Consider the following 16,381-nt stretch of genomic DNA (forward strand, 5'->3'; position numbering starts at 1 on the left):
GGCCAGTCGCCGGGCAAGCGCCGTAACCGACTCCGCGTCTCTGCCAGAGATCCGCACGGAACAGCGTGATGCTCGCGTCCCGTCAGGCGATACGCAATATCCAGCGGAACGAATAACGCCCAAGCGACTCCCGGACCTGGTCTGCCTGTTCGTTCCCGGCCGTGACCTCCGCCATGGGGGTTCCGTCCTCGACCCCGACCACCACCTCGATGCCGGGGATGTCGGCCACGAGCACCCGACGGACCGCATCGGCCCGCAACGCCGGTTTGACGCCCGTCTCCCCGGGCGGCAGTGGTCTGCCGTCGGCCGGACTCACCGCCCGGATCTGCTGGTACGGCATCCGCAGCCCGGCCGACCCAGACCGCGGGTTCCCGGGCAATATGCGCGCCGACGCGCAGGTGGCCTCGGTCAGCCCGTACCCGTCACAGATCGGCACCCCGGTGCGTGCCTCGACCGCCTGCCGGACCGTCGGCGGCATCGCGGCGGCGCCGCTGACCACGACAGCAGGGCAACCGCGTCACCGCGACCTATCCCGAGCCGGGACAGCGCATTGGCTACCCTGGTTGTCCGGCAAAGCAACTGCTGGTAGGTGAACATTTCCGGCGCGGTGCCGTTCTCGCTGAGCATGACCAGCGCGTCACGGTCGCCGTAGCCCTTGGTGGCCTGCTCCAGCACGACGTACGTACTCGTCGGCAGATCCCGCGAGAAGAGCGGAACCTGTTCCATGGCGGCCGGATCGAGGGCGGAATTCAACTGATCGGCCCTTTCACCTGGCGGACGGCGTCCTCGGTGCCGGTTTCGGGCATCTGTTCGGCGATTAGGGCGCGCGCCTTCACCCGCTGCACCTTGCCGCTCGTGGTCACCGGAAGTCCACCGGTGCGCATCAGCACGATCGCAGCGACGTCGACGCCGTGCTCGGCTTTCACCGCTTCACGGATCACGGACTCGAGCTCCGCCCGCCGCTGCGCGGCGAGCGGAAGCGGGAGCCGGACCTCCGCGGCGACGACAAGGCGGTCGCCGCTCTTCCCGTACGGCAACACGGCGCACCGCCGCCCGTGCAGCGTCGGGGAGCTGCGTTCGACGGTGTGCTCGACGTCCTCGGGATGCAGCAGCCAGCCGTCGATCTCGATCAGGTCGGCGAGCCGGCCGGTGACGAACAGTTCACCCTTCCAGAGGAAGCCGCGATCGCCGGTGCGCAGGTACGGCTGCTCGTCGATGCCAGCCACCCGAGCCTCGAAAACGGCGGAATTGTCGTCACGTTGCCAGTAGCCGCAGGCAACGCTGGGGCCGTGTACCCAGATCTCCCCGAGCACGCCCGGCCCGCAATCGACCAGTGTCTTCGGGTCGACAATCCGCACCGTGAGCCCCTCGGGCCGCTGACCGCAGCCGATCATCGGCCAGCCCGCCACGGGTTCCTCGACGGCGACCCCGGTCTGCAGGGACTCACGGTCGAAGCGGACCGTCCGGGGCATGTCGCCGTCCCGCACCCCGCTGACAAACACCGTGCCCTCGGCCAGTCCGAAACACGGCGCCATCGCCTCCCTACGGAAACCGGCCGGGCCGAAGTGCTCGGCGAACCGTTCCACGGTGTCCGGCCGCACGGGCTCGGCAGCGTTGAGCACGACTCGCATCGAGCTGAGGTCGAGCCCGGCCGTCTCGCTGGCGGGCACCCGCTGCACACAAAGATCGAAGGCGAAGTTGGGCGCACCCGTGAGGTTGCCGCCGACCTCACCGATCGTGCGCAGCCACACGCCGGGATCCTTCACGAAGCTCATCGGTGGGATCAGGGTTGCCGTCCCGGCCCGTAGCACGGTGAACATCAGCAGCGCCAGGCCCATGTCGTGGAAGTGCGGCAACCAGCAGACCATTTGCAGATCACGGATCGGCGGCGCGATCGACCGGGTGAACTCGTCGAGCATGCGCAAATTTTCGAAGTAGTTGCGGTGGCTCACCAGCACACCCTTGGGTGAACCGGTGGAACCCGACGTGTACTGGAGCACCGCCACCTCGTGGGCAGCCGGTTCCGGTGCGAGGCTGGCCTCCATCGCCTGGCCGACCGTGACGCATCGGCCCGGGAACGCTTCGGCGAGTTCCTCGACGGTGACGATCATCGACGCCTGCGCATGTGCCGCAGTGCGTTCACCCACCCGGCCGGGGGGCACCGGCACCGCCACCGCTCCGGCGTACCAGCAGCCGAACAGAGCCGGCAGGAAATCCACGTCGGTCGGGAACGACAGCACGACGCGATCCCCCGGGGCGACGGATCTACCGAGCAGTCCGGCCACGGCGCGCGCCCGCTGGTCCACCTCGGCCCAGGTGAGCATGTGCCCACCAACGCGCACGGCCGGCCGGTCACCATGCTCGTTCGCGTTCCGCCCCAGAAGCTGGGCAAGACTTACCAGATCCCCCTGCATGCACTCCCCCTCGATAGCTGGCCAGGATCCGAAGGTCTCATCCCGACTCCAATTCGACGACGGCAGGACTCCGGAATTCCCGATGCTCTCGGTTTTCGCCTCGACGGTATCGGGGGGCAATGGATCACGACTTGACGCGCGCACGGCCTCTATCCACATTCCTATAACTCCCGCCTTCCGTAGTCCGACCTGGTCCTGACGAAAGCGTGCGGGTCGAATGTGTGTGGAGCAGCACCGGTGCATGCGAGTAAGAGCCTGTCAAGTCGGTCGGACTACCGTTCTTGGGATGTGCGCGGGCCGGTGGGGCACCAGTCAGCGCAGACACGTCCGAAGCGCTCGCCGGAATCGGCGTTACGTCGGTACCGCGCACGTCGGGAAGAGCCGTTTACGGCTGCGCTGACCTGCCGAACGGCGATTGGCGAATATGAGGAAACGTCGATGAGTTTCAGTGAGAATGTCCGTTCGGCCTTCCGACGCGGTGAGACCGATGCCGTGGTACGCATGAGCGGGGCCGAGGTCGAGCGCGCCCAGGCGGCTGGCGACCCGGCCGGCGAGGTGGAGGCCCGGTACAGCCTCGCCCGGGTCGCCCTCCGCGGCGGTGACCTGCGCGGCGGAGAGGCCCGCGCCCGCGAGGCCCTGGACGTCGCGCTGCGCTCCCGCGACCGAAGCCTCGAGGAACGACCGAGGCACGTGTTGGCCGCCGTGGCCCGCATGTCCGGCGACCTCAGCCGTGCCCGGGTGCTCTACCAGGACAGCATTGCCCTCAACGAGGCTCTGAACCAGCCCAGGATGGTCACCTCGGAAACGCACAATCTCGCCCTCTGCGAGTTGGGGCTGGGCAACCTCGACGTGGCGAAGAGGCTGATGGCCGAAAGCCGCGAGCGGGTCTTTCGGAACGGCTGGGCCGACTTCGTGCCGTACGTCTGCGTGGCGGGTGCCGCGCTCGCCTCGGCCGAGGGCGACCACGCCCGCGCGGCTCGCCTGAGCGGCGTCGCGGAGGCCGCGTTCGCAGCGCTCGGCCAGATACCGGACCCCGACGACGCTGCCGACCTCACCGCCGTGCGTACCGCTGGGGTGAAGGCGCTCGGCGTGAACGCATACGCCCTGGAGCGCGCCCGGGGTAAGCACCTCGATGCGCGTACGGCGCTCGACGAGGAGCACCCCTGACCGCAGGGTCCGCCGGGCAGGGTAGTTCCCGATCGAGGAGACTCCGCGTTATCCACCCGTCCCCACCCATCGTGGGCAGGCCGCCTCCGGTTTCGGGGATCGCTCGTCGCCTCCGCGAGGTGATGGTCGGTCACGAGCAGCGTCCGGGTACGGCGGCGCTGGCGCACCCGGTGGTTCATCCGGTGGAGCGCGAGCCGGTGGCCTCGACGGTCTGTCGCGCGTTGTGCACGGTGACACCGGTCAGCCGGATGCTCCCCAGCCCCTCGGGGATGCGCGGATCGGTGGCGACGGTCCCGTCGCTGACGTCGAGCCCGAGCATCGTACGCAGGAACAGCAGGGGCGCCCCACTGGCCCAGGCCTGGGGATTGCAGGCGGTCGGGTAGGGCACGGGTCGCCGGCCGAGCGAGCGGTCGTACCCGGAGAACGCCTCGGGCAGGCGGTATTCGAAGTGGGCGGCCGCCTCCAGCATCGCCATCGCGATGCGGTTCGCCTCATCGCGGTAGCCGTAGCGGGCGAGCCCAGCGGCGATGATCGAGTTGTCGTGCGGCCACACGGTGCCGAGGTGGTAGCCGATGGGGTTGTACCCCAGGTCCTCGGTGGACAGGGTCCGGACGCCCCAGCCGGAGAACATCTCGTCGGACATCAACTGCCGGGCCACCGCCTCGGCGCGGTCGGGCGGGACGATTCCGCTCCAGAGCAGGTGGCCCATGTTCGAGGTGATCGAGTCGATCGGACGCTTCTCGGCGTCGAGGCCGATCGCGTAGTAACCGCCCCGCGTCGGCAGCCAGTAGTCACGGTTGAACCGCTTTCGCAGATCGGCTGCTTCGGCACGCAGCCGTCGGGCCAAAGCGGGGTCGGCCCATGGCCCGTCGGCGAGTTCCGCGGCGCGGATTTTGGCGTCGTAGGTGTAACCCTGGATCTCGCAGGTCGCGACCGGCAGTGTCGGCAGCGTGCTGTCGGCGAACTGCACGCCGTCCGGCGAATCTCGCCAGCACTGGTTACGCATGCCGTCGTGCGAGCGCGTGCCGTACTCGACGTAACCGTCACCGTCGCGGTCCCCGAAGTCGTCGATCCACCGCAGAGCCGCCTCGGCGTTGGGCCGCAACCGCTGGACCAACGCGTCGTCGCCCGTCCACCGCCAGTACTCGGAGAGCAGGATAAGCCACAGCTGGGTGGTGTCAGCGGACCCGAAACAGGGGCCGTACGGCTTGATGCCGAGCTGGGTCAGCTCGCCCGACCGGAACTCGTGGAGTATCTTTCCAGGTTCCTCGTCGCTGAAGTTGTCGACGACGCTGCCCTGATGCGCGGCCAGGGTGACGAGCGCCCCCCGGGCGACGTCCGGGCCGCACGTAATGCTCTGGTACGCGGTGATCAGCGTGTCCCGCCCGAATATTGTCAGGAACCAGGGCATGCCGGCCGCGAGCAGGACGACCCGCTCACCGCGGATGTCCTTCGCTATTCGCATCGACACCAGGTCGGTGGCCGACTTGTGGTATACGTTGCTCAACAACTCCGAGTCCGCACTGAGGTGCGGCTTGTTCGCCCTCCATCGCCATGCCGGGTCGTCCGCGCCGGGATCGTGGGCTTCGCCGAAGGTGCGGTTGACCGGCTGGTAGTCCGAACCCTGGCAGTTCAGCAGCACCCGCAGCTCGCAACTCCAGGTCTGGCCACGCGTCAGGTCCAGGTCCCAGACCAGGGAATCCCCCTCGACCCGGTCTGCATGCGGCTCGGCCTCGACGCTGGAGACCGCCGACCACCGCGCTTTCTGGTACGAGAAGCGCAGGGCGGACCCGTCCGGCTGATGGGTACGTCGGATGTCGGGCAGCCTGCTCGGACCCGACCTCTTGATCTCGAAGAGATCGGCAAAGTCGGCGCCGACGTCCAGCCGCAGGCGCATGGAGATCGGTTCGACGCCGAAGTACTGCACCGTGATTCGCTCGCACATGCCGTCTCCGACGAACCGTTCCCGCCGCACACCGACCCGGTTCGCCTTCAGGCCCCGGATCTCCGCGTTGGCGAGAAAGAACGCCGCCGAGTACGCATCGACGGTGCTCGCGCTGAGCACCAGTGGAGCGGCCCCGTCGATGGTCAACTCCCACCGGCTGAGGTAGCGGGTGTCGTCGTGCACCAGACCACCGATGGAGTCCGCCAGTACGTCCCCGCCCGAATTGGACAACATGAAGGTTCGGCCTTCGAATACGCCGACCGCGTCCGACCCCAATTCGGGCGGCATCTCGCGGTTGGCCCCACCGGCGGTCGTCGTGTCGCGTCGGTTCTCGGATCGGGGTCCGGACGGTGTCGACCGAGACTGCATGGCACCCATCCCCTCGCCCCCGGCGACGAACGGCGCCGCCGCGCCTGCTCAGCAGTCTAGGACTCGGGAATTTGGCCTCGTCACGAAATCGACGGATCGCCCCAGCCGGCCCGAACGACCAGGGCAGCGTCGCCGAGAGCAATGTGCTGACCGCTCCGGCTGTGGACGGGAACTGAACTGGAAATCGGCAACGCCATGAGTCGTACGTCTGAGAGCCGCCACACTGTGTGGGCGGGCAAGGTGTCCCTGGCTCCTGCGATCGGGCATCCCCGACGCCGCACTCGCGGTGTTCGAGAACAGCGGCCACTTCGCCTACCTGGAAGAGGCGGAGCGGTTCGCCCACATCATGCGGGAGTTCACGCGCCGAGCGTCGACGTCGTGGTCCACTCCGCCTTCCGGGGCACCCGCACCGCGAGGCCTCGTGGTCACCGTGAGCCGAGGATCAAGCCGGTGCACCCTCGCTGCTGGTGATCCACAGCCGTGATCGCCACGTGGACGGCGCCGGTGGACGGTCGGCCTCGGTGCCGCCCACCGGCACGACCGTCAGGCGGATGTGACAGCTGACCTGCTCCGCCCCACGGTGGTGAGGTAGAGGATCAGGCCCGCGGTGGTGAGGGCGAATCCCGCCCACACGGTGGAAAGGGTCCCCCACCCGACGCCGAGGGTGACGGCGCCACCGATCGCGCCGAGCGAGTTGGCGAGGTTGAGGGCGGCCAGGTTGAGGGCGCCCATGAGGGTGGGCGCGTCGGGCGCGAACCCGGTCAGCCGCACCTGGATCGTGGGGATGGCGAACATCATGCTCGCTCCGACGCCGAACAGTGCCGGCAGGAGAATCAGGATGTTGCTGCCGGCGAGGCCGATCGCCACGAGCACCACCAGCACGTAGCTGAAGCCGTAGATCAGCGGGCGGCTGCCGTGCCGGTCGGCGGCCCGGCCCCCGTAGTAGTTACCGACGGCCATGCCGAGGCCGAAGACGGCGAGGGCGACGGGGATGAGCGACGGGCGCTCCCGCGCCGCGTCGGTGACGAACGGCCCGATGAACGTGTAGACGGCGAAGATGCTCGAGATTCCGAGCGCCGCGACCGCGACCATGAGCCAGACGTTGAGCCGCCGCAGGGCGCCGAGTTCGCGGGCCACGGAACTGCCGCGCAGGTCGTCGGTGCGGGGCAGCCACGCCAGCAGCGCCGCGCCGGCCAGCAGACCCACGCCGACCACGGTCCAGTAGGTCGTGCGCCATCCGAAGTGCTGTCCCACGAAGGTGCCGAGCGGTGACCCGATGATGGTGGCCACGGTCAGACCGCCCATCACGGTGGCGAAGGCCTTCCCGCCCTTTCCGGGACCGTAGACGTAGGCGGCCACGACCGCCCCGGCGCCGAAGAACGCACCCTGCACGCTTCCCGTGATGAACCGGAAGACGACGAGGGTCGCGATGGTGGGGGCCAGCGCCGAGAGCACGTTACCGACCAGGAAGAGCGCGATCAGGCCGAGCAGAAGGGTGCGGCGGTTGGCGCGGGCCGCGAGGAGGGTGATCGCTGGTGAGCCGATCATGACGCCGAACGCGTAGGCGCTGATCGCGTACGTCGCGACCGGGATGGACGCGCCCATGTCGGAGGCGAAGAGTTGGATGATTCCGTTGCTGCCGAACTCGCCGGTGCCGATGGCGAAGGTGCCCAGGGTCAATGCGAACAGGGTCAGTCCGCGTCCGCGACCCGACGTCGCGGTGTGCCGGTTCTCTTCCGCGGCGCACTGGGATTCGTACGCCTTGCTGTGCAATCCGGCTTGAGCCGGGGCGAGCAGGTTTCTGCTACCTGACGCAGTCATGGTGCCCGTCCTTGCTGGGAGTTACGTTTCCGGGCACATACTGGCGACGGCCTGTTGACGGCCTCTGGGTTCCGGTCCACCGAGCGTCCAGTGGGCCAAGCGCCTCGGGCGACATGGGCGTCGTCGTTGTCGCCTCATCACATTCGCGAGGTTTCCGCCCTGGTCCGCCCCCAGGCCGACGGCTGTCTGCTTCCCTGGCGACGAAAGGGCTGGTCAGCGAGGCGGACGTAGACTTGGCGGCACCGCCGGCGACGAGATGTCCGTGATCCGTTAGCCGCAGTCCCGCCCCCCTTGCGGGTCACCCGGAACAACAGCAGGAGATTGAATTGTCGAACCCGGCCGGTGTCCTAGCCGTCCGCGCCGACGACGCACGAGGTCCGGCCGGCGGCACGCTGCACTTGGAGATCCTGGGGCCCTTGCGGCTCTGGCGCGACGGCGTCGAGGTCGACGCCGGGCCCCGGCAGCAGTGCTACCTGCTGGCCCTGCTGCTGGCTCGGGCAGGGCGGCCGATCAGCACGAGCGAGCTGATCGAACTCGTCTGGGGCGAAGACGCTCCGTCCAGCGCCCCCAACGTCATCCACAAGTACGTCGGCGCGCTACGGCGACTGATGGAACCCGCGCTCCCGCTGCGGGCGACCGGCTCGTACCTACGGCGCCACGGCGACGGTTACCTGTTCGCTCCCGCCCCTGGCATGCTGGACCTGGTCAGTTTCCGTGAGCTCGCCAGCGCCGCCAGGGCTGGTCTCGCCCTGCGACACCGGGACGAGGCACTGGACCGTTACGTCGAGGCACTGGGGCTCTGGCGCGGGCCAGCGGGCGACACGTACGCCTCCGGGACCTCCGCGATGTCGATCTTCTCTGGGCTCGACCGGGAGTTCTTCGATGTGTGCGTGGCCGCCGCCGAGCTGGCGGTATCGCTGGGCCGTCCGGAGCGGGTGCTGCAACCCCTGCGGCTGGCCGCCTCGATGGCGCCGCTGCACGAACCCGTCCAGGCGAGCCTGATCTCCGCCCTGGGCGCGGCCGGCCACCAGGCCGAGGCACTGGAGGTATTCCGGACGGCACGCATCCGCCTCGTCGAGGACCTGGGCATCGATCCCGGCGAGGCCCTTCGGGCCGCGCACCGCCGGGTGCTGAGCCAGACGCCGACGTCGGCGGTGGTGAACGGGGCCGACGGCGACGAGACGCAGGCATTCGATCGGTTCACACCGATGCCGCTGGTGCGGCCGGCGCAACTACCACCCGACCTACCCACCTTTGTCGGCCGCACCGACGAACTCGCGGCTCTCGGCGGTCTGCGCGACGACCTGGGCGACACCCGACGGACCGGTCCGCTGATCGTCGCTCTTGACGGGATGGGCGGGGTCGGCAAGTCCACGCTGGCCGCGCACTTCGCCCACCTGGTTGCCGGCGAATTCACCGACGGCCAGCTGTACCTGGACCTGCGCGGTGACCAGGCCGAGGTCGGGAGCGCGTCCGCCGCAGATGCCCTGGGGTCGCTGTTGTCCTCTCAGGGTGTCCACGTGTCCAGCGTTCCGGAGACGCTCGCGGCGCGCGTCGGCATCTACCGCAGCCTCACCGCCGGCAAGCGTGTCCTGGTGCTCCTTGACAACGCACGGGACTCGGCGCAGGTACGCCCGCTGCTGCCGAACTCGACGGAGAGCCTGGTCCTCGTGACGAGCCGCAATCCGCTTGTCGAGCTTGCCGCCCTCGACGGAGCCCACCTGCTGCACCTCGACCCTCCGGACATGGAGACCGCCCGCAGGCTGGTCCGGCGCCGGCTCGACCGTGCGCCGAACCGTCTCGCTCCGGAAACTGCCGCGCCGGCCGGAATCCTGGACGAGATCATCGAGTTGTGCGGTCGCCTGCCGCTGGCGTTGGCGATCCTGGCTGGGCGACTGAGCGCTCGGCCGCGGCTTTCCCTCGCGACCGTGGCTGCGGAGCTCCGCGACGGCACGCAGCGGCTGGCGGCCTTCTCCGGCAGCCAGGGCGTGCGCGACCCCCGAAACGCGTTCGCCTGGTCGTACCGCCAGCTCAACCCGCAGGCCGCCCGTCTCTTCCGGCTGTCCTCCGCGGCCATGGCGCCGGGCATCTCGGCCGAAGCGTTCGCCAGCCTGTCGGAAAGTCCGCCGCGGGTCGCGCACGCCGCATTGCGGGAACTCGCCGACGCGGCATTGCTGGACGAGGACGACAAGGGCCGGTTCACGTCGCACGTTCTGGTCAAGGCGTACGCGCAGGAGCTGTTTCTGCAGGAGGAGTCCGCGTCGGACCGGGATGCGGCGACCAGCCGGCTGCTGCAGCATTATTTGCACAGCAGTTACCACGCGGCGATCGTGCTGGCGCCGCAGGGATCGATGGTCGCCCCGTCGCCGGCGCCGGCCGGTGTCGTCGTGGAGCGGCCCACCAGCTACGGCGACGCGATGCGATGGTTCGAGAACCACTGCGACGTGTTACCCGAAGCGGTACGGCTCGCCACCGATGGCGCGTTCGGCGTCGTCCCGTGGCAGCTGGCCCTCGCCATGCAGCCGTGGTTGCAGCGCAGCGGGCGATTCCACGACTGGCAGGACGTGATGCGGCTGGCACTGGCGTCCGCCCACGAGCGGGGGGATCGGATCGGCGCTGCACGGGCCATGCGGAGCCTGGCCGACTCCTGCTACTACTTCGCCGCCAACGAGGAGGCCCTCGACCTGCTCTCGCGGGCCCAAAAGATCTTCGCGGAGCACGGCATGCTCGCGGAACAGGCAATGGTCCATACGAGCTTGCACCGGATCCACAGTGAGCTCGGCCAGCACGAACGTGCGCTCGAGGAGACCGACAAGGCGTTGGTTCTGTACCGGACGGCCGGCGTCGAGCAGGGTGAGATCTGGTCCTCGGCGGCCCGGGGACGCTCGCTCGTCCGGCTCGGCGCGCTCGACGAGGGCATGTCCTGCCTGGCAGACGCGCTCGCTCGCAACGCCATCGCCGAGTGGAAGACAGACGAGGCCGACATCCGCATCTGCATCGCCGAGTGTCTTGGTGAGATGGGCCGTCCGCACCAGGCTGTGGAGCAGCTTGCGCAGGCGGTCGAGGCGGCCGTCGAGGCGCAGAACCGCATCCGCGTCTTCCAGGCGTCGATCCTGCTCTGTGAAGCGCGGCTGGATCTCGACGACGTGCCGGGCGCCTGCCAGGAATGGCGGAACGCCTGCGACGCCATGCACTCGATGCAGAACGGCGGAACCCGGACCATGCGCGACAAGGTTTGCGACGTGGGCGACAGGCTGCAACATGTCACCGAGTTCTACCCGCGATCCCAGGACCCCCAGCGGTAGCTTTCGGCGTCAGCGGCCGGAATCGACGGTCACCGTGCCGTGAACATGGTCCAACTGGTCACCAGACGGAAGCCCATCGACTCGTAGAGCGGCCGGCCCATCACGCTGGGCAGCAGGTAGGCCCACTCGGCGCCGGCGGCGACGCCGTCGTGCAGCACGGCCTCGGTGATCGCCCGGCCCAGGCCCCGACCCCGCGAGGACGGAACGACAGCGATGTTGTAGACGCCGATGGCGTCGGGCGTCCGGATGCCGAAGCCGGTACCGACCGGCCGTCCGGACTCTTCGGCCAGGTAGCCGGCCATGGAGGCGGCATCGAGGACGCCTCCGCCCATGAGTGGACCGAAGATACTCTCGGGAGCTTCGAAGCCCTGGGCGAGGACCTCCGTGTAGATGTCGCTCTTCACCGCGCCGACCTGGCGCACCAGTTGGCGCTGTGCCGCGCTCGACCGGAACACGAGGTCGCCCGCGGCGCAGGCCAGCAACGGCACATCGCTGCGCTCGACCAGCCCGTGCCGGGCCGCGAGATCGACGACGGCGTCACCTGCGGCACGCCGGACCATGATTGACCATCGCACGCCCTGACTGCCGACCTCGGTCGCCATCTCGTTGAGCGAACCGAGATCCGGTTCCGGCGTCATGTCGTAGGCCGCATTCAACAGCGGCACATCACTGCGGGTCACCGCCGCGCGGGCGGTGCCTCCCTCGGCGTACCAGCCTTTCGGAGTCACACCCACGAGTGACTCGAAGGCGTCAAGATAGGCTGCCGTCATCCGATCAGCGGTGCTGCCCATCGCCGTTCCCTTCCTGTTCGGCCGGCATCTTCTGTGCCAGCTGGGCAAACCGATCCCGCAGTCGCTCCGGCGGGCCGTCCGGGAAGCTGTCGAGCACCAGTCCGGCTCGCGTGAACGCCTCAACTGCCTCCGCGATGTCACCGACGGACATCAACAGTTCGGCGAGCTGGTGCAGGGCTTCGAACTCGTTCGCCCGGTGACGCACAAGTCGTGAGGTGTTGGCCGACAGTTCGAGCTGCTCCACCGCCTCCCGGACGCGGCCCGTCTGCGCGAGGTTAGAGGCGATGGCCATGCGCGTCTCACCCTCCACCGCGGTCAACGTCGCGTCCCAGCCGGCCTTGAGTTCGCTCCGGATCTGCTCGTGGAGTTCGAGCGCCCGCTCGAGCATGTGGGCCGACTCCTCGAGCCGCCCGAGACGGGCAAGCGACCTGCCCATCGACAGGAGGCTCAGGGTCACGGGACGGCGATAGCCGATCTCGCGGTAGCGGGCCACTGCCTTCTCGCCGTGTACGAGCGCCTGCTCGTGCCGGCCCAGCGCCTCGTACACCCACTGCAGGTTGGCGTGTGCCATGGCCTGCTCCAGAGGCATGGCCCTCTGCTCGAAGATCCGCAGGGCTGCCGCCAGCAGGTCGAGCGCGTCCTGGTTGGCCCCGAACGACCACCGGGCGCCGGCCAGGCTGCGCAGGGTGTGCGCTTCGCCGACCTCGTCGCCGCTCTCCTGGGCGGCGTGCAGGGCCGAGCGCATGACGTCCTCCCAGTCCTGGAAGTACCCGGCCCACTGCAGGTACTGCTGCATCGTGATGGCGAGTTGCCACGGCACGATGCCGTACCCGAGGGTCTCCGCGAGCCGGACAGCCTCCTTGAGTACCTCGCGCTGGGCGGCGAACCAGGCGAGGGCCTCCTCGTACGTCGCCGGCTGTTCGGGCACGACACCGGGCAGCGCCGGCGACGGCTCGATGGGAATTCGGTGTGGCGCCAGCAGCACCTGGGCGTTGAAACTGCTGTGCAGGTAGTACTGGAGCAGGCGGCTGACCGCGTCCCGGCGTTCCTCCGGCGGCTCGACATCGTGCAGGCACTCCTGCGCGTACGCCTTGACCAGCACGTGCGACGTGAAGCGTCCGTCGTCGTGCTCGGTCACCAACGCCGCCTCGGTCAGCTCCTCGAGTTCGGCGTGCGTCGTGGCCGGATCCTGGCCTGACAGGCTGACGCATGCCTGGGCCGTGATCCCGGGGCTCAGTGCGACGGCCAGCAGTCGGAAGAGTCGCGCGGCGCCGGGACTGAGCTGTCGGTATGACCAGGAGAAGGCAGTACGTGGATCGTGCGCGCCCGCGCCGTGCGGAAACGCCTCCAGGCGGTGCGCGCCGTCCCGAAGGTCGGCGAGAACGGATTCCAGTGACAGTGTGGGACGCGCGGTGAGGCGAGCGGCCAGGATCGCCAGCGCCAGCGGCAACCGTCCGCACAGCTCGATGATCTCGTCCACGATCACGGCGTCCGCCTGACCGATCCTGCGTTTCGTCCAGCGTGTAAGCCGGTGCACCAGCAGTTCCCGAGCCGACTCGAGGTCTGGTACGTCGAGGCGCAGCAGATAGGCGCCGTCGAGGGCGGCGAGTCCGAGTAGCGGACGGCGGCTGGTGATCAGCACCAGGCTCTCGGCGGAGTTCGGCAGCAGCGGGCGAACCTGCGCGGGATCCTGCACGTTGTCCACCAGCAGCAGAATGCGTTTCCCCGCCGTCAAACTGCGGTACGTTCCGACGCGCGCGTCGAACGTGTCGGGTACCTGTGACGCGGGAACACCGAGCGCGTACAGGACGGAGTGCAGGGCGTCGCCGGCGCGGACAGCCTCGTCGTCGTCCTGCTCGCCCTGGAGGTCGAGGTAGAGCTGACCGTCGGTGAACTCGTCGGCGACGAGACGTGCAAAATGAGCGGCCAGGGTCGACTTACCCACGCCGCCCATGCCGTCCATCGCCACCACCAACGGGCTGGTTCTCCCGTCGTCGCGCATGCCGGCCACCAGGTCGCCCAGGAGGGCGAGTTCGGTCGAGCGTCCGACGAACTGCGACAGGTCCGGAGGCAGCTGCGCCGGGCGGACCAGTGGCACGACGGGCACGCCGTCGGACCGGACAGCGGGTCCGGCGGAGTCCACCGGCTCGGCCTGTGGCAGCGCGGTCTGGGTCAACACCTGGCGGTGAGCGTCCTGGAGAGCGCGTCCCGGGTCTATGCCCAGGTCCCCGACGAGGCGCTCCCGAATCCTCCGGTACACCCCCAACGCCTCGGCCTGCTGGCCGGCTGCGGCGAGTGTCGTCACCAGGCTCGCGTGGACGAGTTCGTGTAGCGCGTCCATCTCGGCCGCGAGCCGCAGTGGTGCCAGAACCCGCGACGGCTGGCGCACCTGGACGGCGACCCTGGCTGCGTCGACCACCGCGTCGAAGAACTCGCCCACGATGCCCGCGAAGGTCGCTGCGGCCCGATTGCTGTCCGCCAGGGAGTCTCCCGCGAAGCCACGGCAGAGCTGCAATGCCTCGGTGTAGTGGTCCAGCGCCTCGTCAAGGCGATCCTTGCCCACGCTCGCCTTCGCGGAGGCGACGTGCCAGCGAAACGCGACCAGGTCGAGCATCTCCGGGCCCGCGGTGAAGCGGTACCCGTTGCCGCTGCGCAACAGGTACGACCCGGAGGCTCTCGGCGGCAGGTTGGGCTCGAGAAGACGACGCAGCACACCGATGTACTTGTGGATCACGTTGACCGCGCTGGCCGGTGAGTCCGGCCCCCAGATCAGCGCGATCAGATCAGTCGTGCTGATCGGGTGGCCCACGCGAGCCAGCAGCAGCGCGAGCAGGCAGCGTTGCTGCCGTGGGCCGGCGTCGAGTTCGGTGGCGCCCCGCCAGACCCGTAACGGGCCCATGATCTGCAGGCGGAGCGGGCCTGCTTCGCCGTCGGGGGCGTGACCGACCGCTGGGCTCGCCCCTCGTGTGCTGCTGTTGAACGGACGGTGATCAGCTGAGATCATGCACTCGTCCCTAGCGCCGACGCACCAGCCGCGCCTTGGCGAGTCAGACGACCCTCGCCCCCGGATTCCTGCATGATTTTCCCCCCGCGTCGCGTTTCTGGTTCGCGGGAACCCCCTGCCACCGCACCCCAGAGCCCTGACACGATCCAAAGCCTCGGATGACCTTAGTCACGCTCACTGAAGGATCTCTTGACAGCGACTAGACCGACTGCGGCGTGGATCAATTCGGCATCCGTCAGGCCCGCTCAGGCACCCCGGCCAGACCTCATGAGATCGGCGGTAGGCACCTTCTTCAGAGTTTGCCCAGTGGGGGTGGGCAGAATGGCGGCCGCACTCATCGGGACGCGACGCACTCGGAAGGAGGGACGTGGTGGACAACCGGGTTCTGCTGGGCGCTCTGAGCGTAGGCCCGACCCTGCCCGACGATCCCCGGAACGGTCTCGCCCGTACAGGTCGCGGCCGCCTCACCCGGCTGGCCCTCGTACTGACGGCCCTCGTCGTGGCGGGCGTCGTCACGGTGTACGTGTGGCCACTGCGCAGCGACGGGCTTCAGCGCGCGACGCCGGAGACCCTGAGCTTCGAGTCGGCGAGTGCGCGGGCCGCGCGGGTCGTCATCGCGGAGGCGGCCGACACCGAGGTGCTTCCGGAGTGCCGGAGTCAATTCCTCTCCCACCAGCGTGTGAGCGCGAAGGCCGTTCTCCTGCTTCACGGCGAGACCGACTGCCCCCGGCAGTACCGCGGCCTAGCGAAGCTGTTCTTCGACCGGGGCTACAACGTATGGGTGCCCCGCGCGCCACGACACGGTATCGCCGACAGGTCGGCCCACGCGAAGCTCAACGCCGACGAGTTGGTCAGCTCGGCGAACGACGCGTTGAACGTGGCGGCCGGCCTGGGCGACACGGTCGGCGTCGTGGGCATCTCCGGTGGAGGCGTGTTGGCCACCTGGCTGGTCGGCCACCGTCCCGACGTCGTGCATCGTGCTCTTCTCCTGTCACCCCTCTACAAACCCAACCCCGCCCGGGTGCCTGACCTCGCCGTCAAGCCATTCACTGTCCTCTTTGGATTCGATTTCGTCCCGGACCGGGTCGACGGCGAGGGTTTGTCGTCCGCGGCGATGTCGCAGTACCTGCGCATCGTCGGTAACTTCACGATCGATCCGAAAAGCCCGCACCTGCGCGAGTTGGCGATCGTCACCTCGGCGAACGACGGCTTCATCGATCTTCGGGCGGCGGCTGACATCCCGAGAGCCATCGCTGATCTGAACGACACCTCCTTCAGAGCGCACGAGTGGCCACGCGAGTCCGGCATCGGGCACGACGTCCTCGACCCCGAAGGACTACGGGGTCGGGCCGACGAGATCAATCAGTATTATCTCGATCTCTACGAGGGGAACGAGCGGACCTGACGCCACGCGGCCCGAGGTCGTCGACCTTCAGCACCGCCGCGACCTTGCTCAGGTCGTTGTCCAGTTGATGATCGCGGCTGGGCAACCGATGCAGCTGTGCCTGCGGGATGGCGCGGGCGCACAGGTCGGCGTGGGTGGAGCAGCCTCGTCCCGGAGCCCA

9 protein-coding genes are annotated in these 16,381 nt (G+C 68.9%); 3 read left to right on the top strand and 6 right to left on the bottom strand.

Annotated features, from left to right (window positions below):
* Positions 1-82 precede the first annotated feature (82 nt).
* Together ABGB10_RS09785 and ABGB10_RS09790 are read right to left on the bottom strand one after the other, a co-directional pair.
* Positions 83-499: an AMP-binding protein gene (locus tag ABGB10_RS09785; RefSeq protein ID WP_347660556.1), complete on the bottom strand. Its 417-nt coding sequence runs from the start codon at positions 497-499 to the stop codon at positions 83-85.
* A 250-nt stretch (positions 500-749) separates the two neighbouring features.
* Positions 750-2,573 carry a fatty acyl-AMP ligase gene (locus ABGB10_RS09790; protein ID WP_347660557.1) on the bottom strand — a complete coding sequence of 608 codons (1,824 nt, stop codon included), beginning with the start codon at positions 2,571-2,573 and terminating at the stop codon, positions 750-752.
* A 342-nt stretch (positions 2,574-2,915) separates the two neighbouring features.
* On the opposite strand from ABGB10_RS09790, the gene ABGB10_RS09795 reads away from it, so the two are divergent.
* The gene (locus ABGB10_RS09795) at positions 2,916-3,581 is read left to right on the top strand and encodes a tetratricopeptide repeat protein (protein ID WP_347660558.1); all 666 of its coding nucleotides are present in this window, start codon (positions 2,916-2,918) and stop codon (positions 3,579-3,581) included.
* A 175-nt stretch (positions 3,582-3,756) separates the two neighbouring features.
* Here ABGB10_RS09795 and ABGB10_RS09800 read toward each other — a convergent pair whose 3' ends face one another.
* Both ABGB10_RS09800 and ABGB10_RS09805 read right to left on the bottom strand, forming a co-directional pair.
* Entirely contained in the window at positions 3,757-5,814 is a 2,058-nt protein-coding gene (locus tag ABGB10_RS09800; RefSeq protein WP_347660559.1) for a glycogen debranching N-terminal domain-containing protein, read from the bottom strand.
* A gap of 624 nt (positions 5,815-6,438) precedes the next feature.
* Positions 6,439-7,716: an MFS transporter gene (locus ABGB10_RS09805; RefSeq protein ID WP_347660560.1), complete on the bottom strand. Its 1,278-nt coding sequence runs from the start codon at positions 7,714-7,716 to the stop codon at positions 6,439-6,441.
* A 326-nt stretch (positions 7,717-8,042) separates the two neighbouring features.
* Here ABGB10_RS09805 and ABGB10_RS09810 point away from each other — a divergent pair, with 326 nt between their 5' ends.
* Entirely contained in the window at positions 8,043-11,021 is a 2,979-nt protein-coding gene (locus ABGB10_RS09810; RefSeq protein WP_347660561.1) for a BTAD domain-containing putative transcriptional regulator, read from the top strand.
* Positions 11,022-11,050: 29 nt separating this feature from the next.
* On the opposite strand, the gene ABGB10_RS09815 is transcribed toward ABGB10_RS09810, so the two are convergent.
* Both ABGB10_RS09815 and ABGB10_RS09820 read right to left on the bottom strand, forming a co-directional pair.
* Positions 11,051-11,812, bottom strand: coding sequence for a GNAT family N-acetyltransferase (locus tag ABGB10_RS09815; RefSeq protein WP_347660562.1), 762 nt, complete (start codon positions 11,810-11,812; stop codon positions 11,051-11,053).
* On the bottom strand, positions 11,796-14,816 hold the full coding sequence (locus ABGB10_RS09820) for a BTAD domain-containing putative transcriptional regulator (protein ID WP_347660563.1): 3,021 nt from the start codon (positions 14,814-14,816) through the stop codon (positions 11,796-11,798). Before ABGB10_RS09820 ends, ABGB10_RS09815 begins: the two co-directional genes overlap by 17 nt.
* A 370-nt stretch (positions 14,817-15,186) precedes the next feature.
* On the opposite strand from ABGB10_RS09820, the gene ABGB10_RS09825 reads away from it, so the two are divergent.
* Positions 15,187-16,221, top strand: coding sequence for an alpha/beta fold hydrolase (locus ABGB10_RS09825; RefSeq protein WP_347660564.1), 1,035 nt, complete (start codon positions 15,187-15,189; stop codon positions 16,219-16,221).
* Positions 16,222-16,381 lie beyond the last annotated feature (160 nt).

Origin of the sequence: Micromonospora sp. B9E7, assembly GCF_039871815.1 — a bacterium.
Classification (GTDB): domain Bacteria; phylum Actinomycetota; class Actinomycetes; order Mycobacteriales; family Micromonosporaceae; genus Micromonospora.